Annotated in this window: 26 protein-coding genes; 15 read left to right on the top strand and 11 right to left on the bottom strand. The window is 40.9% G+C overall.

The window, feature by feature from the left end; genetic code table 11:
• Window positions 1-87 precede the first annotated feature (87 nt).
• Together FD725_RS09860 and FD725_RS09855 are read left to right on the top strand one after the other, a co-directional pair.
• Window positions 88-582, top strand: a complete 495-nt coding sequence (locus tag FD725_RS09860) for a DUF427 domain-containing protein (protein WP_179047964.1) — start codon at window positions 88-90, stop codon at window positions 580-582.
• 200 nt (window positions 583-782) lie between these two features.
• Window positions 783-1,172 (top strand): hypothetical protein, encoded by a 390-nt coding sequence (locus tag FD725_RS09855; RefSeq protein ID WP_179047963.1) that lies wholly within the window; start codon window positions 783-785, stop codon window positions 1,170-1,172.
• A gap of 51 nt (window positions 1,173-1,223) precedes the next feature.
• On the opposite strand, the gene FD725_RS09850 is transcribed toward FD725_RS09855, so the two are convergent.
• Together FD725_RS09850 and FD725_RS09845 are read right to left on the bottom strand one after the other, a co-directional pair.
• Window positions 1,224-1,418: a heavy-metal-associated domain-containing protein gene (locus FD725_RS09850; RefSeq protein ID WP_179047962.1), complete on the bottom strand. Its 195-nt coding sequence runs from the start codon at window positions 1,416-1,418 to the stop codon at window positions 1,224-1,226.
• Between the two features lie 317 nt (window positions 1,419-1,735).
• Window positions 1,736-2,440 carry a hypothetical protein gene (locus FD725_RS09845; RefSeq protein ID WP_179047961.1) on the bottom strand — a complete coding sequence of 235 codons (705 nt, stop codon included), beginning with the start codon at window positions 2,438-2,440 and terminating at the stop codon, window positions 1,736-1,738.
• A gap of 273 nt (window positions 2,441-2,713) precedes the next feature.
• Between FD725_RS09845 and FD725_RS09840 the strand changes: the two genes are divergently transcribed.
• Window positions 2,714-2,953 carry a DUF2281 domain-containing protein gene (locus FD725_RS09840; protein WP_179047960.1) on the top strand — a complete coding sequence of 80 codons (240 nt, stop codon included), beginning with the start codon at window positions 2,714-2,716 and terminating at the stop codon, window positions 2,951-2,953.
• Between the two features lie 2 nt (window positions 2,954-2,955).
• Window positions 2,956-3,294 (top strand): type II toxin-antitoxin system VapC family toxin, encoded by a 339-nt coding sequence (locus tag FD725_RS09835; RefSeq protein WP_256871884.1) that lies wholly within the window; start codon window positions 2,956-2,958, stop codon window positions 3,292-3,294.
• A 115-nt stretch (window positions 3,295-3,409) separates the two neighbouring features.
• Here the strand turns inward: FD725_RS09835 and FD725_RS09830 are convergent, their stop codons facing one another.
• The gene (locus tag FD725_RS09830; protein ID WP_179047959.1) at window positions 3,410-5,758 is read right to left on the bottom strand and encodes a bifunctional serine/threonine-protein kinase/ABC transporter substrate-binding protein; all 2,349 of its coding nucleotides are present in this window, start codon (window positions 5,756-5,758) and stop codon (window positions 3,410-3,412) included.
• A gap of 240 nt (window positions 5,759-5,998) precedes the next feature.
• Between FD725_RS09830 and FD725_RS09825 the strand changes: the two genes are divergently transcribed.
• From FD725_RS09825 to FD725_RS09800, 6 genes are all read left to right on the top strand, one after another.
• Window positions 5,999-7,303, top strand: a complete 1,305-nt coding sequence (locus tag FD725_RS09825) for a dicarboxylate/amino acid:cation symporter (protein WP_179047958.1) — start codon at window positions 5,999-6,001, stop codon at window positions 7,301-7,303.
• Between the two features lie 258 nt (window positions 7,304-7,561).
• Entirely contained in the window at window positions 7,562-8,320 is a 759-nt protein-coding gene (locus tag FD725_RS09820) for a DUF2993 domain-containing protein (RefSeq protein ID WP_179047957.1), read from the top strand.
• Between the two features lie 131 nt (window positions 8,321-8,451).
• Entirely contained in the window at window positions 8,452-10,146 is a 1,695-nt protein-coding gene (crtO, locus tag FD725_RS09815; protein WP_179047956.1) for a beta-carotene ketolase CrtO, read from the top strand.
• 795 nt (window positions 10,147-10,941) lie between these two features.
• On the top strand, window positions 10,942-11,757 hold the full coding sequence (locus tag FD725_RS09810; RefSeq protein WP_179047955.1) for a peptidoglycan-binding protein: 816 nt from the start codon (window positions 10,942-10,944) through the stop codon (window positions 11,755-11,757).
• A gap of 26 nt (window positions 11,758-11,783) precedes the next feature.
• Window positions 11,784-12,083, top strand: a complete 300-nt coding sequence (locus FD725_RS09805) for a putative quinol monooxygenase (RefSeq protein ID WP_179047954.1) — start codon at window positions 11,784-11,786, stop codon at window positions 12,081-12,083.
• A 111-nt stretch (window positions 12,084-12,194) separates the two neighbouring features.
• Complete coding sequence (locus FD725_RS09800) at window positions 12,195-12,968, top strand: class II glutamine amidotransferase (RefSeq protein WP_179047953.1); 774 nt, start codon at window positions 12,195-12,197, stop codon at window positions 12,966-12,968.
• A gap of 128 nt (window positions 12,969-13,096) precedes the next feature.
• Here the strand turns inward: FD725_RS09800 and FD725_RS09795 are convergent, their stop codons facing one another.
• Entirely contained in the window at window positions 13,097-14,215 is a 1,119-nt protein-coding gene (locus tag FD725_RS09795) for a sulfate ABC transporter substrate-binding protein (RefSeq protein WP_179047952.1), read from the bottom strand.
• A gap of 525 nt (window positions 14,216-14,740) precedes the next feature.
• Here FD725_RS09795 and FD725_RS09790 point away from each other — a divergent pair.
• The 4 genes from FD725_RS09790 to FD725_RS09775 all read left to right on the top strand — a co-directional run bounded on the left by FD725_RS09790 (window position 14,741) and on the right by FD725_RS09775 (window position 18,136).
• Window positions 14,741-15,886 carry a sulfate ABC transporter substrate-binding protein gene (locus FD725_RS09790; RefSeq protein ID WP_179047951.1) on the top strand — a complete coding sequence of 382 codons (1,146 nt, stop codon included), beginning with the start codon at window positions 14,741-14,743 and terminating at the stop codon, window positions 15,884-15,886.
• A gap of 175 nt (window positions 15,887-16,061) precedes the next feature.
• Window positions 16,062-16,931, top strand: a complete 870-nt coding sequence (gene cysT / locus FD725_RS09785) for a sulfate ABC transporter permease subunit CysT (RefSeq protein WP_179047950.1) — start codon at window positions 16,062-16,064, stop codon at window positions 16,929-16,931.
• Complete coding sequence (gene cysW, locus FD725_RS09780; RefSeq protein WP_179047949.1) at window positions 16,918-17,793, top strand: sulfate ABC transporter permease subunit CysW; 876 nt, start codon at window positions 16,918-16,920, stop codon at window positions 17,791-17,793. The genes cysT and cysW overlap by 14 nt, the downstream gene beginning before the upstream one ends.
• Window positions 17,794-17,869: 76 nt before the next feature.
• Window positions 17,870-18,136, top strand: a complete 267-nt coding sequence (locus FD725_RS09775; RefSeq protein WP_179047948.1) for an NIL domain-containing protein — start codon at window positions 17,870-17,872, stop codon at window positions 18,134-18,136.
• Between the two features lie 315 nt (window positions 18,137-18,451).
• Here FD725_RS09775 and FD725_RS09770 read toward each other — a convergent pair whose 3' ends face one another.
• The 5 genes from FD725_RS09770 to FD725_RS09750 all read right to left on the bottom strand — a co-directional run bounded on the left by FD725_RS09770 (window position 18,452) and on the right by FD725_RS09750 (window position 22,440).
• Window positions 18,452-18,697 (bottom strand): toxin-antitoxin system protein, encoded by a 246-nt coding sequence (locus tag FD725_RS09770; RefSeq protein ID WP_179047947.1) that lies wholly within the window; start codon window positions 18,695-18,697, stop codon window positions 18,452-18,454.
• Between the two features lie 80 nt (window positions 18,698-18,777).
• Window positions 18,778-19,650 carry an ABC transporter permease gene (locus FD725_RS09765; protein ID WP_372726730.1) on the bottom strand — a complete coding sequence of 291 codons (873 nt, stop codon included), beginning with the start codon at window positions 19,648-19,650 and terminating at the stop codon, window positions 18,778-18,780.
• A 55-nt stretch (window positions 19,651-19,705) separates the two neighbouring features.
• Window positions 19,706-20,788, bottom strand: coding sequence for a spermidine/putrescine ABC transporter substrate-binding protein (locus FD725_RS09760; protein WP_179047945.1), 1,083 nt, complete (start codon window positions 20,786-20,788; stop codon window positions 19,706-19,708).
• A 110-nt stretch (window positions 20,789-20,898) separates the two neighbouring features.
• Complete coding sequence (locus FD725_RS09755) at window positions 20,899-21,264, bottom strand: four helix bundle protein (protein ID WP_179047944.1); 366 nt, start codon at window positions 21,262-21,264, stop codon at window positions 20,899-20,901.
• 42 nt (window positions 21,265-21,306) lie between these two features.
• Complete coding sequence (locus FD725_RS09750; RefSeq protein WP_179047943.1) at window positions 21,307-22,440, bottom strand: ABC transporter ATP-binding protein; 1,134 nt, start codon at window positions 22,438-22,440, stop codon at window positions 21,307-21,309.
• A 380-nt stretch (window positions 22,441-22,820) separates the two neighbouring features.
• Between FD725_RS09750 and mrdA the strand changes: the two genes are divergently transcribed.
• A complete protein-coding gene (gene mrdA, locus FD725_RS09745; protein WP_179047942.1) occupies window positions 22,821-24,641 on the top strand; it encodes a penicillin-binding protein 2 in 1,821 nt (606 codons plus the stop codon).
• Window positions 24,642-24,736: 95 nt separating this feature from the next.
• Here mrdA and FD725_RS09740 read toward each other — a convergent pair whose 3' ends face one another.
• The gene (locus FD725_RS09740) at window positions 24,737-25,141 is read right to left on the bottom strand and encodes a biopolymer transporter ExbD (protein ID WP_179047941.1); all 405 of its coding nucleotides are present in this window, start codon (window positions 25,139-25,141) and stop codon (window positions 24,737-24,739) included.
• Window positions 25,125-25,778: a MotA/TolQ/ExbB proton channel family protein gene (locus FD725_RS09735; protein ID WP_179047940.1), complete on the bottom strand. Its 654-nt coding sequence runs from the start codon at window positions 25,776-25,778 to the stop codon at window positions 25,125-25,127. Before FD725_RS09735 ends, FD725_RS09740 begins: the two co-directional genes overlap by 17 nt.
• Window positions 25,779-26,045: the final 267 nt, after the last annotated feature.

Raw genomic sequence — 26,045 nt, 5'->3', positions numbered from 1 at the left:
CTCCATCAGAGTGGGAACCGCTATAAATCATTGTCCCCCCCTAATACCCAATCCCCAATCCCCAATCCCCAATCCCTAATCCTCAATATGTACCCTCAACGCATCGAACCAAACCCAGGACAAGAATCTGTTTGGGACTATCCCCGTCCCCCTCGTCTAGAGGAGACTAACAAACATATTCAGATAGTTTTTAATGGCGTGATCATCGTCGATACTCACAACGCTCAACGAGTTCTCGAAACCAGTCACCCACCTTCTTATTACATTCCGCCGACAGATATCAAGATGGAATATCTAGTGGCCACACCACAATCAAGTTTTTGTGAGTGGAAAGGAAGTGCTAATTACTACACAATTCGTGTAGGAGATAAACAAGCACAAAATGCAGCTTGGTTTTACAACAGTCCTACTCCAGCTTTTGCTGCCCTTAAAGACCATGTAGCTTTTTATGCTCATCTCATGGATGTTTGCTATGTAGATGGGGAAAAAGTAGAACCACAACCAGGGAATTTTTACGGTGGCTGGATAACTAGTGATGTTGTCGGGCCATTTAAGGGTATTCCTGGTAGTTGGGGATGGTAGGTGAGAAGGCGTTGCAGAACAGGGGGATGAATTTAGGCAAGCAGGGGAGGCAGGGGGTGCAGGGGAAGCAGGGGGAGAAATTTTATAACTGGCTAAATCATCCCTAGATTCAGCAACGTCGGTGAGAAATCTTGATTATGCTAGGACACATCCTCGCACGGCTACAATTGGTTATTTGATAGGTAGTGTAGGAGAATAGCGTGAAAAGAGCCACTTTAGTCAAAACACTTATTACTTCATTAGGAATTTTAAGTTTATTGGCCCCCAAGCCAGTTGCAGCCCAGTTGATACCTCAACCTTGGGTTTCAGTTGGTAGTCAAGATGATGACATAACCTATGCAGTGGGTGCTAGGGCTTTGGATTTGGGAGTAGAATTGGGGGTTGGTGCTGATGGTGCTACTGGCGTAGATGTGTTGAAATTTATTAGTTTGCCAGTAATTTCTCCTTATGTCGGGTTGGGATACTATTCGGAAGATAAAGGAGTGGCTTTTTCGGGTGGTGTACAGGTAGGTGCTACTGATAACGTTTTTGTCGGTGCTGGCTATAATTCTGTACGTGGTATTAATGGACAGTTAGGTATTAGATTTTAATACTCAAGATCCCCAAATTTTGCTGATTTGGGGATTTGCTTGTTCATCAAATTACGCAGATGGATAACCAGCCGCAGCTAGTGCATCCTTGATAGAAGTCTCGGAAGCTTGGGTTTCTACACTAACAAGTTTAGTTTGAGGATCTGCCTGAACGATCGCATCAACATCAACTGTCTTTACTGCATTAGTAATATTGTTAGCACAAGCAGAACAAGCCATGTTAGGAACTGTGAGTTGGATTGTCATAGGTTTAGGTGATTAATAAACAACTATCAAGAACCAGCTTGATAACTGAGGCGATTGCCTTGAATTTATCCTAAACGCTCTAGTTAGGTGGAGAGTCTAGCGAATGTTACCAGTTTTTTGTTAAATTTTTTATCTGTTTAATGGGGATTGGGGATGGGGTATTAGGTATTAGGTAATAATTCAATTCCCAATTCCCAATAGACATCTGGTAAAAATGAATGTAGAGACGTTGCACTGCAACGTCTCTACAAGGATTTCGGGCAACGCAGAATTAATTTCTACCAGATGTCTAATTACCGAATGACTAGCAGCTTGAGTTAGTATCTGTCATTGATGCGGACACGAATTCTGCGTGTAGTACAGCGCCAGTCATCGCCAGAAATCTGTTGACAGCCTGCGCGACTCATGGCTTCGTAAGGTATGCCAGAAGCAGTATAACGCCAACGCCCCTCTGGTGTCGGCCCAGACCTAGCTCTTAACTCGATATACCGTCCGTAAACCTCTCTATCATCTCTGTTGTCCCCGTTATCCCAGATTTGCACCCGGATTCTGCGTGTAGTACAACGCCAGTCATCGCCAGAAATTTGTTGACAACCTGCGCGACTCATAGCTTCGTAAGGTATGCCAGAAGCAGTATAACGCCAACGACCCTCTGGTGTTGGCCCAGACCTGGCTCTCAACTCAATATATCGTCCTCCACGTCTACCTCTAACTCTTCTGCCATTATTCCCATCTCTCCCTCTAACTCTTCTGCCGTTATTCTCATCTCTCCCGCGTCCGTAGTAATCATCATCATCATAGTCATCATAATTATCATCATCTCGCTGGTTACTACAAACGATCGCTGCATTGCGTTCGGAGATGTTTCGTTGATCTATCAGTTCTTGCACACATTCCCTGATTGATTCTTGAGCAAATGCAGACTTCTCCGGTAGCAATAATTCCATGCCAGCGATCGCACTACCTATCGATGCCAGCGCAAAAATAGATGTGTTGGCAATATGTCTAAGTTTTATTACCATAGTTTTAGTTATTACGCATCACTACAATTGACGATGATGAGCGTATTCTTGTTTCTAGAAATAACTTTCCCAAACTCCCTCTAACGGCTGTATTTGCGTGATTTGATTGATTTCTCTGGATTTTTTAATAAGTCTTAATACTAATAGCTGAATGAGGTGAGAGTGCAGGTGAACTAGCATGGGAGAAAGTGCGTCAGCCAACAGCACGGCGGAAGAACCGCTATTCCTACCGTTTACAATGTGGAAAGTAAGGACGATGATTAGAGGTAGAAGATGACTAGCAAAGAATTATTGCTCCAAGAAATAGAAACTTTACCACCAGAATTGTTAACAGAAGCACTTAATTTTATTCGAGAAATCAAAACTAGTCATACAGCAAAACAGTCAAGTAAAAATAACTTACGTGGTTCTACAGCTGAAGATTTACTAGAATTTGTCGGCACTTGGTCAGGTGATGATATCAGAGAATGTCTTCAGCTTGTTCATGATACTCGTATGCCACTGGAATTTTAAGAATGTATTTGCTTGACACAAATCATTGCACTTTTTTGATAGAAGGTGAAACAAAAGTTGTCAATCACTTTCGGGAACTAGGTAAGGTTACACTCGCCACCAGTGCTATTGTCGCAGGTGAACTCAGATTCATGGCACAAAACTCCCAACAAAAAACGGCAAATCTCATCAAAATTCACGCCTTTCTCAACCGAATTGATATTTATCCAATTGATGATAAAACAGCAGAAATTTACGGAGATTTTAAGTCAGAAATTATTAAAAGATTTGCTGCCAAAGAAAAGAGTAAACGCAAAACAACTCAACTACAAGAAATTGGCATCAGTGAAAATGACCTGTAGATTGCTGCTACAGCTTTACGCCATTCATTAATTCTCGTTACATCAGATAGTGATTTTCTAAGAATGCGTCAAGTTAGGGAATTTCCTGTAGAAAGTTGGATTTGATTTATTTTATTTAATTTGCTAGTTGACATTTGTTAGGACGATCGCCTGCAATAAAAACAAAATCATTAGCATGACAATTGCGGCGGATGGCAATAATATTGATCGTACCATTTCGGCGATCGCCTCCCATAAATTGAATCACACCTGTTGCACTTGTCACAGAAAAGTTGGCTTGGTTGAGTGTTTGTTGAATACCTTGGCGAGAGGGTTTTTCCGCGATGGCTTTGCTTAATACCATGACTGCATCGTAACTAGTTGCAGTTCTCCAAGTGATTTGTGTATTGGTGGGGAAAGTTTGGCGATCAATTTTCCACAGAGTTTGAGCTTGTTTGCCAAATTGAGAGTTAATACCATTTATAGGATGCCAGGCGATCGCCCAGGCTGTTTGGGAAACTCCTGGTGAGGAGATGATTTTATCTGATGTGATCAGGTCAGAACTGTAGAGACTATCACCTGCTACAATTTGCGCTTTGTTGACATTCTCTTGAATGACTTTTAACGCATTGGGAATGGCATTATACAATCCGACTCCCGCATCAGGAATTAACAAAATTGCACTTGCACCTTGGGTTTGGGCTTGATTTAGAGCGATTTTGGCATCAAAGTTATCAGTTGCTAGATTAAAAGCGGCTTGATGGTTAATCACATTCCCCTGAAAAGATTTTGCCCCTTGGCGAAACTCCTTTGATAGCGACTCAGCATATTCACTACCCTGACTGTAAAAAATTGCTGCCCGACGTTGTTGGCTTTGAGAGAAAATATAGCTAGCGATTTTTTGGGCAGTAATGCGATCGCTCGGAACAGTCCGAAAGAAAAAAGGACTTTTGAGGTTATTAGAGGTACTTGTGGCAGAAATTACCACTACCTCTGCTTGAGTATAAATCGGTAAGGCTTGTTTAGTGGCTTCGCTGCTGTAGTGACCCAAAACAGCTAACATATCCGAATATTTTACCAATTTTTGGGCAATTTTGCGGGCATTATTGCCACCTCTGCTCTCGTCTCGGTTATTGTCATCTGCAATCATGATCCGTAGAGGCTGACCATTTTTTAGCGCCTCTGTTTGTGCTTGAGCCGCACCCCTGAGTATTTCTAACCCGATAGGTGTACGACGTTCTAGGGGAACTGCCACGGCGATGGTGTGAATCTTTTCTGCGGGAAATTGGATGTGAATTTTGGCGTTGTTGAGGTAAATTAAAGTTTCAGGATCTGGTTGCTGATTGAAAGCAGTGGTAAATAGAGGCACGGCTGCGGCAAAATTTTGACTACGATATTCATCAATAGCTAATTGTTTGATCCGTGGAGGTTGATCGTTTCCCCAAAAGCTAGCCGGAATCAGGCTTTCTTCACCACAACTGAGATGATCCTCTTCAATATAGTCACAAGTCTGAGGACGAGTGATTATGTCATACAGTGATTTTGTCCCCAAGATGAGTAAAACACCACAGGCTAGACTCAATAATAATTTTTGCCATTTTTTCTGGGGATATTTCTCTATATTGGCAATCTTGTCTAGAATAGCTTGAGCTGTTTGTGGTCGGCGATGAGGATGGGAATTTGTCATCGCTTGCAGTAGCTCAATTAATCTTTTCGGAGTTTTTGGATCTTTAACATAGTTAGACCAATTAGGTAAATTATGATGAGCGATCGCTGGATTAATTCCTGTGAGTAAATAGATAAAAGTCTGCCCTAGTGCATAAAAATCTGACTGCATGACTGCATGACCATCACTTTGTTCAGGAGGAGTATAACCTTGAGAAAAAATCTTAGTTACAGGCTGATTGTTAATCACTGTTTGTGTCACTTGTCGAGCAGAACCAAAATCAATTAAAGTTAATCTGCCATCAGGACGCAGCATAATATTGGCAGGTTTAATATCCCGATGAAAAAAATTATTTTCATGCACAAATTGCAGGATTTGAGTTAATTCTTTTAACCAAGATATGACAATTTTGGCTGATTCAACATATTGATGCTCACATAACCAAGTCTGTAAATTTTCCCCAGGAACCTTTTCCATGACAAAGCAGCATAATTGCCGACCTGTATTTAAAAAGAAAAAAAATAGAATTTCACCAATAGGTAAACCAGGATGTTGTAAGCTGGTTAAAATCGTTGCCTCTTGTTGAAATAGTCTTAATAAATCTGGCGTATTTTCTTTAAGAGACTTCAAAATTTTGACTTGATGGCTATGGACATCTTCAATTTCAAATACTTCTGTATAAAGAGATTGATTAACTGGCAAAGGATGCTTAATTCTGTAGCGGTTTTGCAGGATAAGTGGCGTTTTACAAGTTTGACATACCGCACAATTATCAGGATTTTCTCGCTGTGAACAATCGGGATTAATGCAGTAGGCCATATATTTAAATAAAAAGCAAAATCCCTCTGTGCCTCTGTGACTTTGTGGTTAAATAAGATGTTTTTTCACCACGGAGACACAAAGACATAGAGATACTAATACCCATTCTACATTTTCATCCATACATCCTAAATTTTGTCAAGCTCAAATTTAGTGCAGTGAGATCACGAGCTGAAATTGAACTAGCTGGAATGATATTCAATAGCTTTTAATTGGCTTACCATAAATTTGATCAGCAGTATGAGCCAACTCACTAAAAAGTCTGTTTTTAGGAAGACTGTACCACTTTCATGGCAGATTGCGATCGCACTTATTCTATCTATTATCGTCGGCATCTTGTGTGGCGCAGGCAATCCCCACCCCAATTTGATTACTACGATTAATAATTTAGCTATTCCTTGTAACCTAGTACTCAAAGCCTTACGGGCATTAGCAACACCATTGATTTTACTTGCTGTGTTGCACGGATTTCTCACAGTTGATATTCCCGGACGTTCGGGGCGGAAACTGGTGATGTTATTGTTGACTAATACCGTAGTAGCGATCGCGATCGGTTTGTTAGTAGCGAATGTGTTGCAACCTGGGCGTTGGTGGCGGGTAGAATCTTTGGTGGCAACTCCTACCAATAAAACCCTCGATCCTTGGGCACTACTTCAGGAGATGATTCCCCCTTCCATATTACAGCCCCTAGTTGATAATAATGTGATTCAGTTAGTATTTGTGGCTTTGGCCTTTGGGGTAGTGTTACGCGCTATCAAAACCGAACAAATCGCACAGGGTAAGGAAGATTATCGCCCCATTGAGCAAGTCATCACCATGTTATTTGAGGCAGTGATGGCAGTTTTGAAATGGGTAATTGCCTTAGTACCACTTGCCGTCTTTGGTATAGTTGCCAAAACCATTGCCTTACAAGGGTTTAAACCATTCTTATCATTAGCAGCCTTTATTATTGCTGTTTTATTAGCCCTAAGTTTGCAAGCAATTTACTACACAACCAGAGTGAAATATGGTTCTTGGGTGAGTCCACAACAATTTATTAGCGGTAGTAGTGATGCACTGTTCACAGCCTTCTCCACCGCATCCTCCACAGCCACAATGCCTGTCACCTTCCGCGCCCTGATGCAAAAAATAGGTTTACGGGAATCATCCGCATCCCTGGGCGCTTTAGTTGGGAGTAACTTCAACAATGATGGGACTGCATTGTATGAAGCCATGTCTGCTTTATTTGTCGGTCAATTGTTGGGACTGCACTTGAACTTACCACAACAATTAATGGTGGTATTAACCTCCATTGTCGCTTCTGTTGGGGCTGCTGGTATTCCTGAAGCTGGATTAGTGACAATGACGCTGGTGTTTACAGCAGTGGGATTACCTACTCAATATATTGCCTTGCTCATCACAGTCGATTGGTTTCTAGATAGGTGTCGTACTGCTATCAACGTCATGGGAGATATGACAATTAGCTGTCTACTAGATGGACACAAACAGCACATTGAAGCGATGGATCTTCCTGAAGGAGTGAAGTTAACAGATGAGCCAATATAGGCATCCATAATAGACATCTAGTGAAAATGAATGTAGAGACGTTGCAGTGCAACGTCTCTACAAGGATTTCGGGCAACGCAGAATTAATTTTTGGAGATGTATAATCAAGACCATCTTACTTTTTTCTTATTGAAAAATAAGACCAGGGATGCACCCTCCGTAATATTCAATTGGATTCCTATACCATTTTATAGATTCGCTTCTGAGTATTCAGCATCTAAATTAATTACTAAGAGGAAATGAGGCAAATATGAATTCATGTCAGACAAGCAAAACATAGAAGAGCATTTGGTATCTCAAGTAGCTGAAAAAAGTGTATCTAGTCAATTAGATACAGTTGAAGAAATTGATATTCAGGTGCAGACTGACATTTTCAAATTAGCTCAAGGTCAAGCAGATGGAGTTACATTTGCCGGACAAGGCTTAGTCACAAAACAAAACATCCGAGTCCAAGAAATAAAAATTCAGACAGATACTATTTCTATTAATCCTCTGAGGGCAATTTTTGGGCAAATCCAACTAGAAAAGCCTGTGAATGTATTGGCTCAGATCAAACTCACAGAAGCTGATATTAATTCTGCCCTCAGTGCTGATTTTACTCATAATTTGGTGCAAAGCTTTGACTTGGATGTTGATGGAGAAATTATTAGTTTTGCATTGCAACATCTAGAGATATTTCTACCTAATGATGAACAAATAGGATTTAATGGAATCTTCCTATTGACAGAAAACAACAATAGTCGTCCGTTGAGTTTTACAGCAATACTTCGTCCTCGCACTCCTTCCCAATCTATAATGTTAGAGAGTTTTCACTGTACCCAAGGAGGAGGCATTAGCCTAGAAATAATTGTATCATTAATGCAAAAAGTCAAAGAATTAGTTAATCTACCATATTTTGTCTGGGAAGGAATGAAGATTACTATTAAAGATATGCAAATTCAAGAAAGGGAAGTACTAGTTTTAGTAATGGCTGATGTAAAACAAATACCTGCTACATTTACAGAAATTAGTACTTGATGAAATCAAAATTCTGTTGAAATCAAGAAATTATCTGAATCAGATGATGAGTGATTAATAATTACTCCATTTTATCATTCATCTTTTACCTTTGTGGTATTATCAAGCTCCTTTACTAGCCAATCAAAAATATGCAAGAGTATGATGTTGTAATTATCGGTGCAGGACATAATGGTTTAGTTTGTGCAGCTTATTTACTCAAAGCAGGCTACAATGTCTTGTTACTAGAAAAACGCTCGGTTCCTGGTGGTGCAGCCACCACTGAAGAATGTTTACCCAAAGAAGCCCCCGGATTTAAATTTAACTTGTGTGCAATTGACCATGAATTTATTCACCTGGGGCCAGTAGTAGAAGAATTAGAACTAGAAAAATACGGCTTAGAATATCTAGAGTGTGACCCAGTTGTCTTCTGTCCTCATCCTGATGGCAAATATTTCTTAGCCCATAAATCCCTAGAAAAGACTTGTGCCGAAATCGCTCGTTATAGCGATCGCGATGCCAGAAAATATGCAGAATTTACCGACTACTGGCAACGGGCAATAGGTGCAATGATTCCTATGTTCAATGCCCCACCCAAATCAGTTATAGATATCCTGGGTAACTACGACATTACCAAATTCAAAGATTTATTTTCCGTCATTGGTTCCCCCAACAAAACCCTAGATTTTGTCCGCAACATGATGACTAGTGCGGAAGATTTACTTAACGAATGGTTTGACTCGGAATTTCTCAAAGCACCCCTAGCCAGACTAGCATCAGAACTCGGTGCGCCACCATCACAAAAAACTCTAGCGATTGGGGCAATTATGATGGCAATGCGTCACAATCCTGGTATGGCTCGACCTCGTGGTGGTACAGGCGCATTAGTCAAAGCTTTAGTTAACCTCGTTACCAGCAAAGGCGGCGTTATTCTCACAGACCAGCACGTTGAGAAAGTTCTAATTGATGATGGTAAAGCTGTCGGTGTAAGGGTAGCTGGTGGTCAAGAATATCGAGCTAAATATGGGGTGATTTCTAACATCGATGCTAAACGTTTGTTTTTACAAATGACCGATAAAAGCGATATCGATGCAGCTGACTCTGACTTGTGGGAACGCTTAGAACGCCGTATTGTTAACAACAATGAAACCATCCTCAAGATAGATTTGGCATTAGATGAACCCCTGCGTTTTCCCTATCATGCTCACAAAGACGAATACTTAATTGGTTCGATTTTAATTGCTGATTCCGTTGCTCATGTGGAACAAGCCCATAGTAAATGTACCTTGGGTGAGATTCCTGATGCTGATCCATCTATGTATGTTGTCATGCCCAGCGCTCTCGATCCCACATTAGCACCCGCAGGCAAACATACACTGTGGATTGAGTTTTTTGCCCCTTATCAAATTGCTGGTGCTGAAGGTACAGGTTTGAAAGGGACTGGTTGGACGGATGAATTGAAAAATCAAGTTGCTGACAAAGTGATAGATAAATTAGCCAGCTATGCACCCAATGTCAAGACCGCAACTATTGCCCGTCGGGTAGAAAGTCCAGCCGAATTAGGTGAAAGATTAGGCGCATATAAAGGTAATTACTACCACATTGATATGAGCTTAGATCAAATGGTGTTTTTCCGTCCCCTGCCAGAAATTGCCAATTACAAAACCCCCATTGAAAACTTATTTCTCACCGGTGCGGGAACTCATCCCGGTGGTTCAATTTCGGGAATGCCAGGACGCAATTGCGCGCGAGTATTCTTGCAAACCAAGCATCCAATTACTCAAACTTTGAAAGATGCTAGAGATTCGATTAAATCAACTGTTGGATCAGTGTTAGGACTGATTTAGATAATCATAAAAAATCTCAAATCAAGATGGACTAGACGTAAAGTAATAACTCACATCTTGCACCTAGCCCTAGCGATTAGAAATCGCGGCTATACAAACTAAGTCCGCCTACGCGGACTAACACAAAATCAAGGTTTTGAAACCCGCGCAGGCGGGTTTTGCCTGTGTAGCCGCGACTTCCAGTCGCCTGGTGCAAGATATGAGATAATAGACTTTACGTCTTTCTTTGTTGCTGAGATGCTCTGCTTCATGTTTAGCAGGGTCACCCAACACCAATATCCATACTGGGTTTTTAAGACAATACGGTTCAGTTAAGTAGAGAAGTAGGTTGGGTTGAGCGACAGCGAAACCCAACAAAGTCCTGATACTAAAATAGTGCAATAGTAGGGTGCGTTGTTGCGTACTCCTTCGGAGAACCCGCAGGGTAGCGCAACGCACCGCCAATGAGATTAAGACGGTGCGTTACTTCGTTAACGCACCCTACAAAAATAAAAATCTGCTTCATTTTTAGTAGGGTAACTCAACACCAATATCCATACTGGGTTTTTAATATCTATGTTGGGTTGCGCTGCACTTAACCCAACCTACGTTTAATGCTGAATTTGGTGCGCTGCGCTGCGCTACAACACACCCTACATAATTTTTAGAGATCAAATATGAATCCCATATGGTATAAATTTTACGCTTTATCTCAATAAATAAAATTTGTTGTCAGAAATTTGACAATAGAATATCAACCTGATGGAATAGAACACTGTGTAGCTAAAATAAGTTTTAAAGGTATTAAAAAAGACTATGGTTTTAGTTAAAGAGATCACGGCAGGTAGTACAATTGCAGTCCGAGGATTAGATTTGCAGCTTTTTTGGCAATTAAATCAATTAGCTCCTAATTCATTAGTCACTATTGCTGACTTAAATATTAACAAAGGTGATGGGCTGTTTCCTTACTGTCAACTTCCAGCACGGAATGCTTTAAAATCAGTATTAACAGCTTACGGTAAACCTTTGACTATCAATAGTGCCTACCGTTCTGTGATTGCTCAAGCAATGCTGTATAGCCAAAAACAGAGGGGATTAATTGATAATCTCGTAGGATATCCGGGAAAATCAGACCATCAAAAAGGTGCGTCTTTAGACATCGAAGAATGGCCAGAGGTGAGAACTCTAATGACCAGTCATGGATGGCGATGGACTTATGGTAATAAAGATGCCATGCACTTTGATTGCACATCTGATGATATTAGAGATATTCGCCCTGATTCTATCAAAGCTTTTCAAAAACTTTGGAACAAAGCAAATCCCAATAACCAAATTGCTGAAGATGGGGATTTAGGAGAACAAACCTTAAAATGTATTTATAATTCTCCATCTGAAGGATTCTCAAATGTGGGATATCCTAGAGTTTTGAAGTTAACAACACCATCACAACAAGGGAAAGATGTTGGTGAGTTACAGTTAGCTTTGAGAAAAGCGGGTATTCCATTAGAACAAGCTAATCAGGTATTTGATCAAGAAACAGACAAAGCTGTTAAGGCTTTTCAAGAGTCAAAAGGGTTATCAGCAGATGGGGTCGTAGGTCAACAAACTAGAACCCTTTTAGAGTTAAATTAGAAACTTGTCAGCAAACTAAAACACCAATGACTACTCAAACTGTGCGTGTTGTTGCTCGTGTCGTAGCTTTACCCGACAAAGTAGGAGAACTGAAAGCTGTATTATTAGAACTAATTGAACCGACTAGAAAAGAAGCTGGTGCAATTAAGTATGAACTTCTACAAAATCAGTCAGATCCTACAGATTTTACATTTGTTGAGGAATGGGCATCTGCTGAAGCGTTGGATGCTCATTTAGATTCGCCCCATTTGCAAGCAGTAGGAGCAAAATTGGTGGGATTGGTGGCTAATGAACCAGATATTCGTCGTTACGAGGTTTTGGCTTAATCGATTCAGGAGGAAATTTGCAGATTGCAGCGATCGCACCAAAATAGATGTCGCATTCTGAAGTATCTTGATCTTGAGGCATGAGTCCAAAATTCAGAAGCGGCAATATCAATGTGTCAACTGCTGGGAATGAATTGCAATGTTCCGACGGATATCTGCTTTTCCTTTGAAGGGTTTTCCGCTAGGGGAGGCAGAACAGATCATCATAGTGATGGTTGGGGTATTGCTTTCTTTGAAGGAAACGGATGTCGGATATTTTTAGATGATAAACCCTCTATTGATTCTCCTATAGCGGATTTTGTGCGTTGCTATCCCATCCACTCGACCCATGTCATTGCCCATATTCGTAAAGCTACCCAAGGTGAAGTGGCTTTAGAAAATTGCCATCCTTTTCGTCGAGAATTATGGGGACGGTATTGGGTATTTGCTCACAACGGTAATTTGCCAGATTTTCAACATAAAAGTCAGGGTTTTTATCAAGCAGTAGGTAATACCGATAGTGAAAAAGCATTTTGTCTGATGCTGGAAACTTTGCGACAAAACTTTCCTGACGGTAAACCAAGTTTAGCAAGGTTGTATCCTGTACTGCAAAAAGTAACCGCACAATTAGCATCAATCGGTGTTTTCAATTACTTACTCTCAGACGGAGAACATTTTTTTACCCACTGCTCAACCAATCTCAACTATATAGTTCGTCAAGCACCTTTTGCAGCTGCTCACCTGATTGATCAGGATATGACTGTAGATTTTCGGGAGTTAACAACACCACGCGATCGCGTGGCTGTGATTGCTACTACTCCCCTCACAGATAATGAAGTCTGGACACCAATTCAACCAGGTGAACTATTGGTTTTTCAGGATGGTTTACCACTCCAGCATGAGTGAAAGGTATGGGGAAAACTAATACCATTTCACGTTAATCATGAGACACATAAATTATTTGGAGACGTTGCATTGCAACGTCTCTACATCTCTCATTTGAGTGTTAGATTTAGCCTCAGCACTCCCAAAAATTAACGTCGTCCACTTTGGATTTTGTCAAAGATAGCGCCATCATTAAAAAACTTCTTCTGTATGCTGTCCCAACCGCCTAAACTCTGCACATTGTAGAGTTTAGCAACCTTAGGAAATTTATTGCCGACTTCTTTAGCTACAGCAGAGTTTACCGGTCTAAAACCAACTTTGGCAAACTCTCGTTGTGCTTCTGGGGTGAACAAGAACTTGACGAAAGCTTCTGACACCTGACGAGTACCATGTTTATCCACATTCTTGTCAACAACTGCTACGGGGCCATCGATAGAGATATTGACTTGGGGAATGGTGTAAGAAGGTGAGGTTTTACCTTGTTGGGCTGCTAAGATGACTTCGTTTTCGTAGTTGAGTAGCACATCTCCTTGCCCTTTTTTATAGAAGACATCGCTAGCTTCCCGTGCATCTCTGGGTAATACTGGGACATTTCTGTAGACTTTGGTTACATAGTCTAAAGCTTGGGAGTCACTACCACCATTTTTGGCGATCGCTCCCCACAAAGCCAGGAAGTTCCAGCGCGCGCCGCCGGATGTTTTGGGATTTGCGGTAATGACTTTGACACCGGGTTTAGTTAAGTCACTCCAGTTTTGAATTTTTTTGGGATTTCCTTCTCTGGTTTCTAGCGCTACTACTGAATGAGTCACAATTGAGCCGTTCGGTGCTTCTTTTTCCCAGCCTGGTTTAATTAAGCCGGCTTTTTCGATTTTCTCGGTATCTAGTGCTAGTGCTAAAGCTACAACATCAGCTTCTAAGCCATCAATCACAGCACGAGTTTGAGAACCAGAGCCACCGTAGCTTTCACGCACTATCACATCTTGGCCTTTTTCTCGCTTCCATTTGGCGACAAACTGAGGAATGATTTTCTCGTAGGCAGCTTTTGTGACTGCGTAGGAAACGAGGGTAATTTCAACTTTTTTGCCTTGGCTAATGAGTTGGGTTTTCTGGCTAGCAGATGCAATCTGAGAATTTGTTGCTGCCAAGGGCATGAAAGTACTTAAACCTAAGCCTGCTGCTAGTACTAAAGCTGAGGGTTGCGTTACAGATGGCTGAAAACTGGGAAAAATGTAGGTTGAAGTTAGTCTAGATAAAAACTTGGGTGTCATGAGATGTGACTCACTAGGTAGCTAAGGGTATTGAGTTGATGCAAGTTCTCTACCAAGATTTTTTCAATCAGTAGTAGTAAACCTGACAAAATATTTAACCGTCTTTTTACTGATAATCTACGGTTTGTATATCGTAAAACAGTGTTATAAAAAAGTAAAGTAACCGACAAAATTTCGGAATATACGAAGATATGAATGAAAAGCAAGCGATCGCTCACTCTCAAACCAAGCAGCTAAAAGTCTTTCTCAGTCAAACATTAACTAAAACAACGATAGATAATAGTCAATAATCAGCCATCTAATATCAAGTTCTTTTCAACACAATCTGTGCAAATGTGATGACAACTTGATAGTTCCACCTCAAAGCATTTTAAATTGCTCATGCAGCTGGTAGAATCTCCCTATTCACCATATTCTCTATCGAGAATATGAAGTTTTCTTTTTATCCATGACATTGATGTACCGTTAGACTGTATATAACTGTATTCTTATCAATTAACAGTAGATTTATGTGGAGGATATTCAATGACTACGTGGCAGCGTCCCCTAAAAAACTGGCTATTAATGATTGAGCAGAAGACACATAGATTCAGATGCAATTCCTTGAGAGGCTTTGTGTCACTCATGCTAGTAGGGGCTATTTTGAGTGTAGCGCTAGCCGCCTGCTCTGGTGGAAACGGTGGTAATTCATCTACAGAAACACCTTCAGCTAGTCCTGTAGCAGCCAACAAACCAAATGTTGAATTAACCTTAGTTTCCTTTGCTGTTACCAAAGCAGCCCACGAAGCCATCATTCCTAAATTTATCGAAAAATGGAAGCAAGAACATAACCAAACTGTCACCTTTAAGCAAAGTTACGGCGGTTCTGGTTCCCAAACTCGCGCTGTGATTGACGGTTTAGAAGCCGATGTTGTTCACTTGGCATTAGCTTTAGATACCCAAAAAATCGAAAAAGCCGGACTAATTCAGTCAGGATGGGAAACAGAAGTTCCCAATAACGGGATTGTTTCTAAATCTGTGGCAGCCATCATTACTCGCCCAGGTAATCCCAAGGGAATTAAAACTTGGTCAGATTTGGCTAAAGATAATGTCAAATTGATTACAGCCGATCCAAAAACATCAGGGATTGCTCGTTGGAACTTCCTAGCGTTGTGGAACTCAGCGATTAAGACTGGTAGCGACGATGCTAAAGCTACAGAATTCGTAGCTAAGGTCTATAAGAATGTACCCATTCTCACAAAGGATGCACGAGAAGCTACTGATGCCTTTGCCAAGCAAGGACAAGGTGACGTTTTAATTAACTATGAAAACGAAGTCATCCTGGCACAACAAAAAGGCGAAAAACTAGATTACGTCATTCCCGATGTGAATATCTCCATTGACAATCCCATTGCTGTTGTCGATAAGAACGTCGATAAGCATGGGAACAGAGAAGTAGCAGAAGGGTTTGTTAAATTCCTCTACACTCCAGAAGCCCAAGAAGAGTTTGTGAAATTAGGTTTCCGACCAGTAGATGAGACGATAGCCCAAAGTAAAGAAGTAACAGATAAATTTCCCAAAGTGAAAACTTTAGGTACTGCACAGGATTTTGGTGGTTGGAGTGCCATTGACAAGAAATTCTTTGCTGATGGCGGTGTTTTTGACCAAATTCAAGCCAAGAATAAGCGGTAATGGGTATTGGGTATTGGGTATTGGGTATTAGGAAGAATTAACTTCCCAGTCCCCAGTCCCTAGTTCCCTACCTTTACGAGTGATTCAGAAATCAAATCGGATTACCATACCAATAACTCCTCAAGTTTTGGAATTTTGAAAGTTCGACAAGCTCAGTATAAATTTTGAATTGTTTATGACTTTATCTCAGACTGCGGAAGTTGAAGCTAGAGATCCTGCTTGGAAGACATTTTTCCGAAAAGTTATACAACTTCCTTGGACATGGCGAATTACTATTGTGTACCTAATAGTCATGTTACTCGTACCGATAGCTGCCATGTTTCTCAAAGCCAGTACCGAAACGCCAGCTAGGTTTTGGGAGATTGCTACAAGTGAACTGGCATTAGCAACTTATAATGTGACATTCGTCACTTCTGTATTAGCAGCCTTGCTAAATGGTGTATTTGGTACACTGATTGCCTGGGTTTTGGTACGCTACGACTTTCCCTTGAAACGCATAGTTGATGCCACCGTAGATTTACCGTTTGCATTACCTACTTCAGTAGCAGGTTTAACACTGGCGACAGTATACAGTGATAACGGTTGGATTGGCTCATTGCTTGCCCCCTTGGGTATTAAAGTCTCATTTACCCGTTTAGGGGTTTGGGTAGCAATGGTGTTTATTTCGTTACCATTTATCGTCAGAACAGTGCAACCTGTACTGCAAGAGATGGAACATGAAATTGAAGAGGCTGCTTGGTCTTTGGGTGCTTCCCAATGGCAGACCTTTTGGAATGTGATTTTACCACCATTGTTTCCATCAATTTTGACTGGTGTGGCTTTGGGTTTCTCCCGTGCTGTCGGGGAATATGGCTCGACTGTGATTATTTCTTCCAACACACCTTACCAAGATTTGATTGCACCGGTGTTGATTTTCCAAAGATTAGAGCAGTATGACTATTCTGGCGCAACGGTAATCGGTATAGTTTTGCTGTCTATTTCTCTAGTGTTGTTGTTAGGAATTAATCTTTTACAAGGGTGGGCGAGAAGATATGACAATAAATAAGCCAAAACTACACTCTGGTAGTGGTGATACAGATGAAGCGAGTCCACAACAAAAAAAGAGTTGGGTTCCTACAGTTTTGATTATTGTAGCGATCGCTTATTTAGCACTGATTCAATACATACCAGCAATCAATGTTTTCGTCCAAGCCTTCAGTAAAGGCATCGGGCCATTTTTCGCCAATCTTGTCCGGGCTGATTTTCTCAATGCGGCAAAATTAACCGTATTGCTAGCACTAATTGCCGTACCTTTAAATACTGTATTTGGTTTGTGTGCTGCTTGGGCGATCGCTCGGCATAAATTCCCTGGACGAGCCTTTGTTTTAAGTATCATCGACTTGCCTTTCTCCATCTCGCCTGTAGTTGCTGGCTTGATGATTGTCCTACTCTATGGGCGTAATGGCTGGTTTGGCCCTCTACTTGAGTCCCATGATATCAAGATTATTTTTGCCTTTCCCGGCATGGTGCTAGCCACAGCTTTTGTCAGTATGCCCTTTGTGGCTCGTGAAGTCATCCCCGTTTTAGAAGAGTTTGGCAGTGACCAAGAAGAAGCTGCTAAAACTTTAGGTGCGAACGATTGGCAAACATTTTGGCGTGTTACTCTACCGGGTATTCGCTGGGGTTTACTCTACGGCTTAATTTTAACCAATGCCAGAGCGATGGGTGAGTTTGGTGCAGTTTCCGTTGTCTCAGGTAACATTGCTAATACTACTCAAAGTTTGCCACTGTTTGTAGAAGACGCTTACAAACAATATGAAACTGAAGCTGCTTTTTCAGCAGCTGTACTCCTAGCACTACTAGCAGTAGTTACCTTAATCTTAAAAGAGATTGTAGAGCGTAAAACTAGCATCAAAGAAGTGGAATAAGTAATGGTCATTGGTCATTAGTCATTAGTCAAAAATTCTTCTCTACTTGTTTCTTACTCGCAATTCCCTATTAATTATGGCTAGCGACAACACACTTATTCATAAAAGGATTCGCGTGCGGATTCCCAAAGACTATCACCAAGAACCTGTGATTTCTCACCTAGTCTCCGATTATGGTTTGACTGTCAATATTACTGCGGCAATTTTAGGAGCTAATGCTGTTGGTGATGGTTGGTTTGATCTGGATTTACAAGGTACAGATACACAAATCCAAAGTGGACTTAACTATCTTCAGGAATTAGCATTAGAAGTTTGGGATGAGAATAGAGTGGGTAATTGGTAAATTTGATATGTGCTGGGAACTGCTAAAAGAAATTCAACAGCAGCGAAATTAGCATCAGCATTATTGTCTGGGTGTAGTTTCACCGAACTTAATTAATAGAGCGATCGTCATACTCACTGCTAAAATTAATGTCATTAATAGAAGCTCACATCTTGCACCTAGCCCCAGCGATTAGAAATCGCGGCTATACAAACAAAGTCCGCCTACGCGGACTAACGCAACATCAAGCATTTGAAACCCGCGCAGGCGGGTTTTGCCTGTGTAGCCGCGACTTCCAGTCGCTTGGTGCAAGATATGAGGAAGCAGATAATGTCACTATTCTTCCATCCCATCCGTCAGAGTCTGTTCCCAAGCTTGTCTTTCTGCAAGTTCCTCTTGCCACAATGTATCATTCTGTCTTAAAGCAGCAAAAGCTTGATTTGCTTGTGTTAGAAACACAGACCTGCGATAGTTTTCGATAGCTTTATCTAAAATTGTCTGGAGTGTTTCGCCAGATGTCTCTGCCAATTTTAGTAGAGTTTTGTGGGTGGTTTCACTGATGCTGATTTTTAACTCAGACATGACTTGATTCCTTTGCTCAATAGAGGCATTGTAGCCAACTGCCAACAGTTTTTCTGTTCTTACCAGTTACCGTATCAGAATTATTGTCTGGGTGTAGTTTCACCGAACTTAATTAATAGAGCGATCGCTATACTCACCGCTAAAATTAATGTCATACTCAAAGCTGAACCAAAGCCCCAATTTTGGGTAACGCCGAGAAATTGGTTATAAACTAACCTTGCTGCTGTCATACTCGATGCACCACCAAGTAATTCAGGGTCAACAAAATCCCCTAAACCTGTGATGAAAACTAGCAGTGAAGCCGCAGTTATTCCTGGTGCAACTTGGGGAACTGTGACTCGCCAAAAAGCCTGTACAGGATTAGCACCTAAATCGGCTGCTGCTTCTAATAGACGTTTATCTAATTTTTCTAGCGACGCATATAAAATTAACACCATGTAGGGCAATAAGCCATAACTCATGCCAATTAAAACTGCTGGTGTCCGATTTAGTAATTCTAGAGTTGGTAAGCCGAAAGTACTCAACAAACTGTTGAATAAACCAGTGGGACGCAAAATAGTAATCCAAGCGTAGGAACGCAGCAAAGAAGAAGTCCACAAAGGCAAGACAAAGCCTAATATGAGCGAGTTACGCCAACGCTTCGGGGCAATTTGGGCAATCCAATAAGCGACAGGGAAACCCAAGACTAAGCAGATGATCGTTGTACCGACTGCTAACCAGAGCGATCGCCCAATCACTTGTAAGTATAAGGGATCAAGTATGCGAATATAATTATCAAATCCCTGGGGATTAACTATATCTCCCGGTCTAATATTTGGTACTAAACTCAACTCCAAAATTATCAATGTTGGTAGCACTAACAAAAGTAACAACCAAACACCAGATGGTGCGAGTAATGCCAAAGGTCGAATAAAGCTAAACCAAGGGCGATTTAACTTCTCTATTTGCCCAATTTCATCGGAAACATCACGAATTTCTGTAGCCACAATTTTGCATTTTCAATTGATTTTAACTACTTGTTAATTGCGTCCAGTAACGCTCATACACTTCTTCAAATTGTCCCAAGGGACTGATCCGTTCACATTTTGCTAAAATTTCGTCTGGAGGGAATAAGTTTTCGTTTTTCTGAAATTTATTTGGTAATTGTTCAAAGCCTGCATAGTTAGGAGTGGAAATTTTCAATCTTTGACTAATAGTTGCCGCTACTTCTGGTTGTAAAATAAAGTTAATCCAAGCATAGGCTCCATCTAAATTAGGTGCTGATTTAGGAATTACAATTGTATCTGTCCAGAGAGAAGAACCACTGCGGGGAATGACATATTTAAATTTAGGGTTTTCCTTGCTGACTCTAATAGCATCTGCTGAATAACACATCGCTAAAACTAAATCACCCGCAAGAATTTGATTTTGCCAAGCATCGGTATCAAAAGCAGCGATCGCTGGTTTCAAGGTAGTTAATTTTTCATAAGCTTGTTTAATTTCATTTTCATTTTGGGAGTTATAAGAATAACCCAACATTCGCAAAACTGCACCCATAACTTCTCGCACATCATTTAATAATGTCATGCGCTTACTCAGGAATTTTTGATTTTGCCATAGATAGTCCCAATCTTTTGGTGGTTCTTTGAGGATTTCAGAATTATAGAGTAATCCAGTTGTTCCCCAATTAAACGGAATGCTGTAACGGTTTTTGGGATCATAACTGGGATTTTGAAATTGCGGAAATAAATTTTCTAACCCAATGAGGCGATCGCGCTTTAATTCCATCAATAAACCCTTATCTACCATCTTCTGCACCATATAATCAGATGGGTAAATTAGGCTATAACTACCACCACCACCAGCTAACAATTTAGCCAGCATGACTTCATTAGAATCATACACATCTACTAGCGCTTTCATTCCAGTTTGCGCGCTAAAAGTTTGTAATAAATTTTTATCTGAATATTGTGTCCAAGTATAAATATACAACTGGTCACTGCGACCAGAAGCAGTAGTAGCTCGCACATCAGCCAATCTCCAACCACAACTGGTTAAAGATAAACTAGAAAGTGCTGTGATGCTTTGGATAAATTTTCTTCTATTAGTCATTGGTTATTAGTCATTGGTCAATAGTCAATAGTCAATAGTCAATAGTCATTGGTTATTAGTCATTGGTCAATAGTCAATAGTCAATAGTCAATAGTTATTAGTTATTATTTTTATGAGGTAGTACCAATTGATTTTAAGTAGGAGTTTAATTGAGGCCCTAACTCTTGGAGCATGGCTTTCAGTTTATCTATCTGTTCTACTGTTAACAATTTACGAGTGTATGCCCGTCTTAGCCAATGTTTAGTCTCGTTTAACGAACCTCTTGCCATTCGCACAAATCTTTTATTATCTTGATAACTACCTCTACCAACACCCTCTGCTATATTCGCTCCGATACTATCTGCCGAACGTACCATCTGTGTACCTATCGTATTTTTAGCAAACATATCCCAACTCTCAACTATTTGCCAAATTTCATCAGCTAATTTTTCTGCTAGTTGATAAACTCGTAATTCTTGAAAATACTTACTAGGCATCTATAAACTATGAATTATGTACTATTGACCATTGACCATTGACTATTGACTAATTGCCAAACAATCACTTTCACCCCACCAAGCGTAAATTGGTGTGTCACGGTCTGGTAAAGTACCAAAGGTATTGGGTTGTAAAACATTAATATTAATGCCGTTGATTAGTTCCACTACATAGTTAACGTGAGTGCCTAAATACATCACGTTGACTAGTCTGCCTTCAAAGCAGTTGTTAACTAAACTAGGCTGATAAAGGGAAAGCTGAATTTTTTCGGGACGGACACTTACCACTACAGATTTTAATAATTCTGTTGGCGTGTCTTCATGACGTGCAACGACAATTGTTAGTCCAGTTTTCGTGACTATTTGGATGTACTCGGCTTCTGATGCTGTGATTTCACCACTAAATAAATTAGTATCACCGATAAAATCAGCGACAAAAACTGTCTGGGGATGTTCGTAAATTTGGCTGGGAGTACCAATTTGCTCAATTTTGCCTTGATTCATCACAGCGATGCGATCGCTCAATGATAACGCCTCTTCTTGGTCATGGGTCACCATAATAAAGGTTAAACCCAGGTCTTTGTGTAAATTTGACAGCTCGACCTGCATTTCCTTACGCAGTTTTAAATCTAAAGCCCCCAAGGGTTCATCCAGCAACACCACCGCCGGACGGTTGACTAAAGCCCTAGCCAAAGCGACGCGCTGCTGTTGTCCTCCAGAAAGTTGACTAGGAAAACGCGATCGCAAACTCTCCATTTTCACCAGTTTTAAAGCTTCTTTGACTCTCTCTTCAATTTGCGGTTTGCGGCATTTTTTCAATCTCAGTCCAAAGGCAATGTTATCCCAAACGTTGAGATGGTTAAATAAGGCATAGCTCTGAAACACTGTATTCACTGGTCGGCGATAGGGAGGCACATTAGTCATGGCCTGACCTTGAATCAATAACTTACCTGCATCCACGCTTTCAAAACCGGCAATTAAACGTAGCGTAGTGGTCTTACCACAGCCAGAAGGGCCGAGAATACTAAAAAATTCCCCCTGCCTAACATCTAAATCTACTCCATGTACCGCCGGTTCCTGATTAAAAAATTTGAACACGTTACGCAGTTCAACATCCAGTGGTTGTAGCGTTTTCATGCCCTTGAGATTCTGCGTCACAGTTTGAGCCATATTCATTAGTAGAATGCAGTGATCTTACGTGATTTAGTCTATATAATGTAGTCGATCAAGCCAACTCTTCGTAGCCTTGGGTTAATTGTATCCATCAAAAACAATTGTGCAGAAAGATACGTACCGGATTGTTACACATTGAATAGTAGTTGGCAGTTTTGGGAATCATATACAAGTCACACTCATGTACAGAATCGTCATTTATCCTATGATTCAATTACTAAAATTTTTGCCTCATCATCCAAAATATATGGTAGAGACGTAGCAGTGCTACGTCTCTGCTACGTCTCTACAAAAATGATTTCGGGTAACTATCACCCTTCTTGGGATGTAGGACAATAAATTATGGAAAAATATTTTTATTTTTGAGTAATTATTTTCATCTTATGGCTACACTACAACCATTTTCGTCTATTGGTAAAAAAGATACCAGGACTGTTGGTAAAGGATTTCAGCCTGTATTCTTGATTGTGTTTACTCTGTTAATGATGACGGGAATTAGTGTGCGGTTAGCATACTTACAAATTGTTGAAGGTAAGCAATTCCGTCAAAGAGCTGAATCAAACCGGATTCGCATCATTCCCAAACAACCAGAACGCGGTAATATTTTTGACCGGAATGGCAAACTCTTGGCTAGCACCCGCTATCCCCGTTCTGTATATCTTTGGCCAATGGCGCATAAAAAACCCTCTTGGCCAGTTGTCGCACCACGTTTGGCCAAAATTTTAGAAATTCCCCAAGAAGATATTGAGAAGAAATTAGACGAAGCAGGAGCTAATTCTTCTTCTCTGATTCGCATTGCGCGTGATTTAAATGAAGCGCAAATCACAGCCATCAAGGAATATGCAAGCGAACTCAAAGATGTAGAAATACATACAGAAGCTGTACGCTATTATCCACATGGTAAAGAATTGGCTCATGTGTTGGGTTATACGCGAGAATTGACGGCTGAACAGTTAAAAGCTAGGAAACAAGAGGGATACAGATTAGGTGATGTTATTGGTCAAATGGGTGCGGAAAAGGCTTATGAGAAGCTGCTGCGTGGTGAATGGGGTGGACAACAAGTAGAAGTCGATGGGGCTGGTAGACCATTGCGAGTTCTGGGAGAAAAACAAGCGAAAGCTGGTAATGATTTACATCTAACCATAGATATAAATGTCCAAAAAGCGGCAGAAAAAGCTTTAAGCGATCGCAATGGGGCTATCATCGCAATTGATCCCAAAAATGGTGCTGTTTTAGCCCTAGTCTCTCACCCCACCTTTGATCCCAATATCTTCTCTAAGCAGAAACTCACTCAAAAAGATTGGGAATCTGTTCAAGGTGAAGAACATCCCCTCGTTAATCGGGCTTTAAGCGCTTTTCCACCTGCGAGTACCTTCAAAATTGTCACAGCTACTGCGGGGTTAGAATCAGGTAAATTCTCCCCTAGCACAGTCTTGCAAACCTACGGTTCCTTAACTATCGGTGGAACTCGCTTTGGCGAATGGAATCATGCCGGGTTTGGCCCCTTGGGTTTTGTCGGGGCAATGCAGTGGAGTAGTGATACTTTCTTCTATCAAATTGGTAGAGGTGTCGGTGGCCCGACTTTGATTGAGTGGACTCGCAAATATGGGTTTGGCAAAAAAACAGGTTTTGAATTTGCTTCCGAGGAAGCTAGGGGTTTAGTTCCCGATGAGACATGGAAACAAAAAGCCTGGAAAATACCTTGGACAGTAGGCGACACTATTAATATGTCAATTGGCCAAGGTGCATTGCAAACTACTCCTATGCAGGTTGCAATTATGTTTGCTGTACCTGCTAATGGTGGTTATCGAGTCCAGCCCCACTTGCTGAAAGATCATGAAGAGGCGAAAAGTTGGCGAGAATCTTTAAACATGAAGCCCACAACAATCAAAACTCTCCGTGAAGGGTTGCGAAAGGTTGTTGCTGAGGGTACAGGCAAAGTTTTAAACAAACCAACTATTCCCCCAGTCGCAGGTAAAAGCGGTACAGCCGAAGCTTGGAATCGCGGAGTCAAAGAAAATCATGCTTGGTTTGGTGCTTACGCGCCGGCTGATAAGCCCGAAATTTTAATCGTCGCCTTTGCTGAACATTCTGGTGGTGGTGGTGGTAGCGTTGCAGCTCCCATGATCCTCAAAATCATGGAAGATTATTTTCAGCGCAAGTATCCAGGCAAATATCAAAAGCCAGTAGTCAATAGTCAATAGTCAATAGTCAATAGTCAATAGTCCATAGTCAAAATCATTGACTCCTCACTCACTAAGTAACTAATGACTAATGACTAATGACCAATGACTAATAACTATTTTTTTTGAGTAGCGATCGCTAATTTTGCTCCCTTTACCTGTCGTACTTGATCCATCACTGCTACTACTTTACCGTGTCCTACATTGGCATCAGCATTAATCACCACTAACGTTTCTGGACTAGAACCAATCAAGTCACGCACTTGTTCGGCAATAGCATCCACTACAATTGGTTGGCGATTTAGACTGACTGCTCCTTTATCATCTACCGTAATCGTGATTTTTGTGGGTACTTGCTGTTGTCTGGCTGTCGCCGCTTTGGGTAAATTTACTGGCAACCCTTCAGAGCGAGTGAGAAACAATGTTGACATGATAAAGAATGTCAAAATCGCAAAAATTACATCAATCATCGGCACGATATTAATCTGTGCGGGGATATCTGGCTCATCTGGTAGACGCATATGCTCTCTCTCCTCGTTCGTACTTGCGGCGATACAGTAATTCTAATTGACCACCATACTCTTGAATTAAAGCTGTTTGACGAATGTACAATCCCCGGAAAGTATTAGCAAAAAACAGTGTAAATATCGCTACTACTAGTCCTGATGCAGTAGATACCAACGCTTCACTAATCCCAGCCGTTACCCCGGCAGTTTTTGTTCCCCCAACATCACCAATATCCAAAGAGGCAAAGGAAGTAATCAAGCCCAAAACAGTCCCCAGTAGACCAAGTAAGGGTGCTAGTCCAATAACGGTATCAAAAATATTTTGAAAGCGCTTCAATATAGGTATCTCCGCTTGCGCCTCGCTTTCTAATGCCAGACGGAATTCTTCTGGTGTCGGCTCTTCTAATTCTAAGGCTGATAAAAATATCCGTGCTAGTGGTAAATCTACATTTTGCCTGAGTTTATCTATTGTACCAACTACATTATTTAGCTGATACAAGTTCAAAACCTCTCTAATTACCCGCCTTTGACGATTATTGATTGTCAGCCAAAACCTCACACGTTCAACAATCAGCGCCAACGCTAACACAGAAAACCCCAGTAGCGGCCACATTACCACGCCGCCTGCGGCAAACAGATTTTGAATGCTCATTTACTGCCTCATCATAAATCAACAACCAGACTAGCAAAATCCTCTAGCAAATTGATAGTCTTTGTCAAGAGAAGCTCAGATATAATGCTAAAATTATTAGTGTATCGGTATAATAATTAACATCATTTCACTCTCTAGCAGTAAATTTATCTTACCAAGATTTATCTACAAGTACTGTTATATAAGCTTTTTGTCTTTATATCCAAGTATAGAAAGACTATTTTTTTAGCTAATATTTGCATATTAGCAATTTAATATAAATCCATG

Source organism: Nostoc sp. TCL26-01, assembly GCF_013393945.1.
GTDB lineage: Bacteria > Cyanobacteriota > Cyanobacteriia > Cyanobacteriales > Nostocaceae > Trichormus.
This window is presented reverse-complemented; position numbering and strand designations above follow the sequence as displayed.

What these genes read in the sequence shown, in the direction of transcription:
- FD725_RS09860 (WP_179047964.1), top strand. Translation starts at nt 88, where the DNA reads ATGTACCCTCAACGCATCGAACCAAACCCAGGACAAGAATCTGTTTGG.
- FD725_RS09850 (WP_179047962.1), bottom strand. Translation starts at nt 1,418, where the DNA reads ATGACAATCCAACTCACAGTTCCTAACATGGCTTGTTCTGCTTGTGCT.
- FD725_RS09845 (WP_179047961.1), bottom strand. Translation starts at nt 2,440, where the DNA reads ATGGTAATAAAACTTAGACATATTGCCAACACATCTATTTTTGCGCTG.
- FD725_RS09840 (WP_179047960.1), top strand. Translation starts at nt 2,714, where the DNA reads ATGACTAGCAAAGAATTATTGCTCCAAGAAATAGAAACTTTACCACCA.
- FD725_RS09835 (WP_256871884.1), top strand. Translation starts at nt 2,956, where the DNA reads ATGTATTTGCTTGACACAAATCATTGCACTTTTTTGATAGAAGGTGAA.
- FD725_RS09830 (WP_179047959.1), bottom strand. Translation starts at nt 5,758, where the DNA reads ATGGCCTACTGCATTAATCCCGATTGTTCACAGCGAGAAAATCCTGAT.
- FD725_RS09825 (WP_179047958.1), top strand. Translation starts at nt 5,999, where the DNA reads ATGAGCCAACTCACTAAAAAGTCTGTTTTTAGGAAGACTGTACCACTT.
- FD725_RS09820 (WP_179047957.1), top strand. Translation starts at nt 7,562, where the DNA reads ATGTCAGACAAGCAAAACATAGAAGAGCATTTGGTATCTCAAGTAGCT.
- crtO (WP_179047956.1), top strand. Translation starts at nt 8,452, where the DNA reads ATGCAAGAGTATGATGTTGTAATTATCGGTGCAGGACATAATGGTTTA.
- FD725_RS09810 (WP_179047955.1), top strand. Translation starts at nt 10,942, where the DNA reads ATGGTTTTAGTTAAAGAGATCACGGCAGGTAGTACAATTGCAGTCCGA.
- FD725_RS09805 (WP_179047954.1), top strand. Translation starts at nt 11,784, where the DNA reads ATGACTACTCAAACTGTGCGTGTTGTTGCTCGTGTCGTAGCTTTACCC.
- FD725_RS09800 (WP_179047953.1), top strand. Translation starts at nt 12,195, where the DNA reads ATGTGTCAACTGCTGGGAATGAATTGCAATGTTCCGACGGATATCTGC.
- FD725_RS09795 (WP_179047952.1), bottom strand. Translation starts at nt 14,215, where the DNA reads ATGACACCCAAGTTTTTATCTAGACTAACTTCAACCTACATTTTTCCC.
- FD725_RS09790 (WP_179047951.1), top strand. Translation starts at nt 14,741, where the DNA reads ATGACTACGTGGCAGCGTCCCCTAAAAAACTGGCTATTAATGATTGAG.
- cysT (WP_179047950.1), top strand. Translation starts at nt 16,062, where the DNA reads ATGACTTTATCTCAGACTGCGGAAGTTGAAGCTAGAGATCCTGCTTGG.
- cysW (WP_179047949.1), top strand. Translation starts at nt 16,918, where the DNA reads ATGACAATAAATAAGCCAAAACTACACTCTGGTAGTGGTGATACAGAT.
- FD725_RS09775 (WP_179047948.1), top strand. Translation starts at nt 17,870, where the DNA reads ATGGCTAGCGACAACACACTTATTCATAAAAGGATTCGCGTGCGGATT.
- FD725_RS09770 (WP_179047947.1), bottom strand. Translation starts at nt 18,697, where the DNA reads ATGTCTGAGTTAAAAATCAGCATCAGTGAAACCACCCACAAAACTCTA.
- FD725_RS09760 (WP_179047945.1), bottom strand. Translation starts at nt 20,788, where the DNA reads ATGACTAATAGAAGAAAATTTATCCAAAGCATCACAGCACTTTCTAGT.
- FD725_RS09755 (WP_179047944.1), bottom strand. Translation starts at nt 21,264, where the DNA reads ATGCCTAGTAAGTATTTTCAAGAATTACGAGTTTATCAACTAGCAGAA.
- FD725_RS09750 (WP_179047943.1), bottom strand. Translation starts at nt 22,440, where the DNA reads ATGAATATGGCTCAAACTGTGACGCAGAATCTCAAGGGCATGAAAACG.
- mrdA (WP_179047942.1), top strand. Translation starts at nt 22,821, where the DNA reads ATGGCTACACTACAACCATTTTCGTCTATTGGTAAAAAAGATACCAGG.
- FD725_RS09740 (WP_179047941.1), bottom strand. Translation starts at nt 25,141, where the DNA reads ATGCGTCTACCAGATGAGCCAGATATCCCCGCACAGATTAATATCGTG.
- FD725_RS09735 (WP_179047940.1), bottom strand. Translation starts at nt 25,778, where the DNA reads ATGAGCATTCAAAATCTGTTTGCCGCAGGCGGCGTGGTAATGTGGCCG.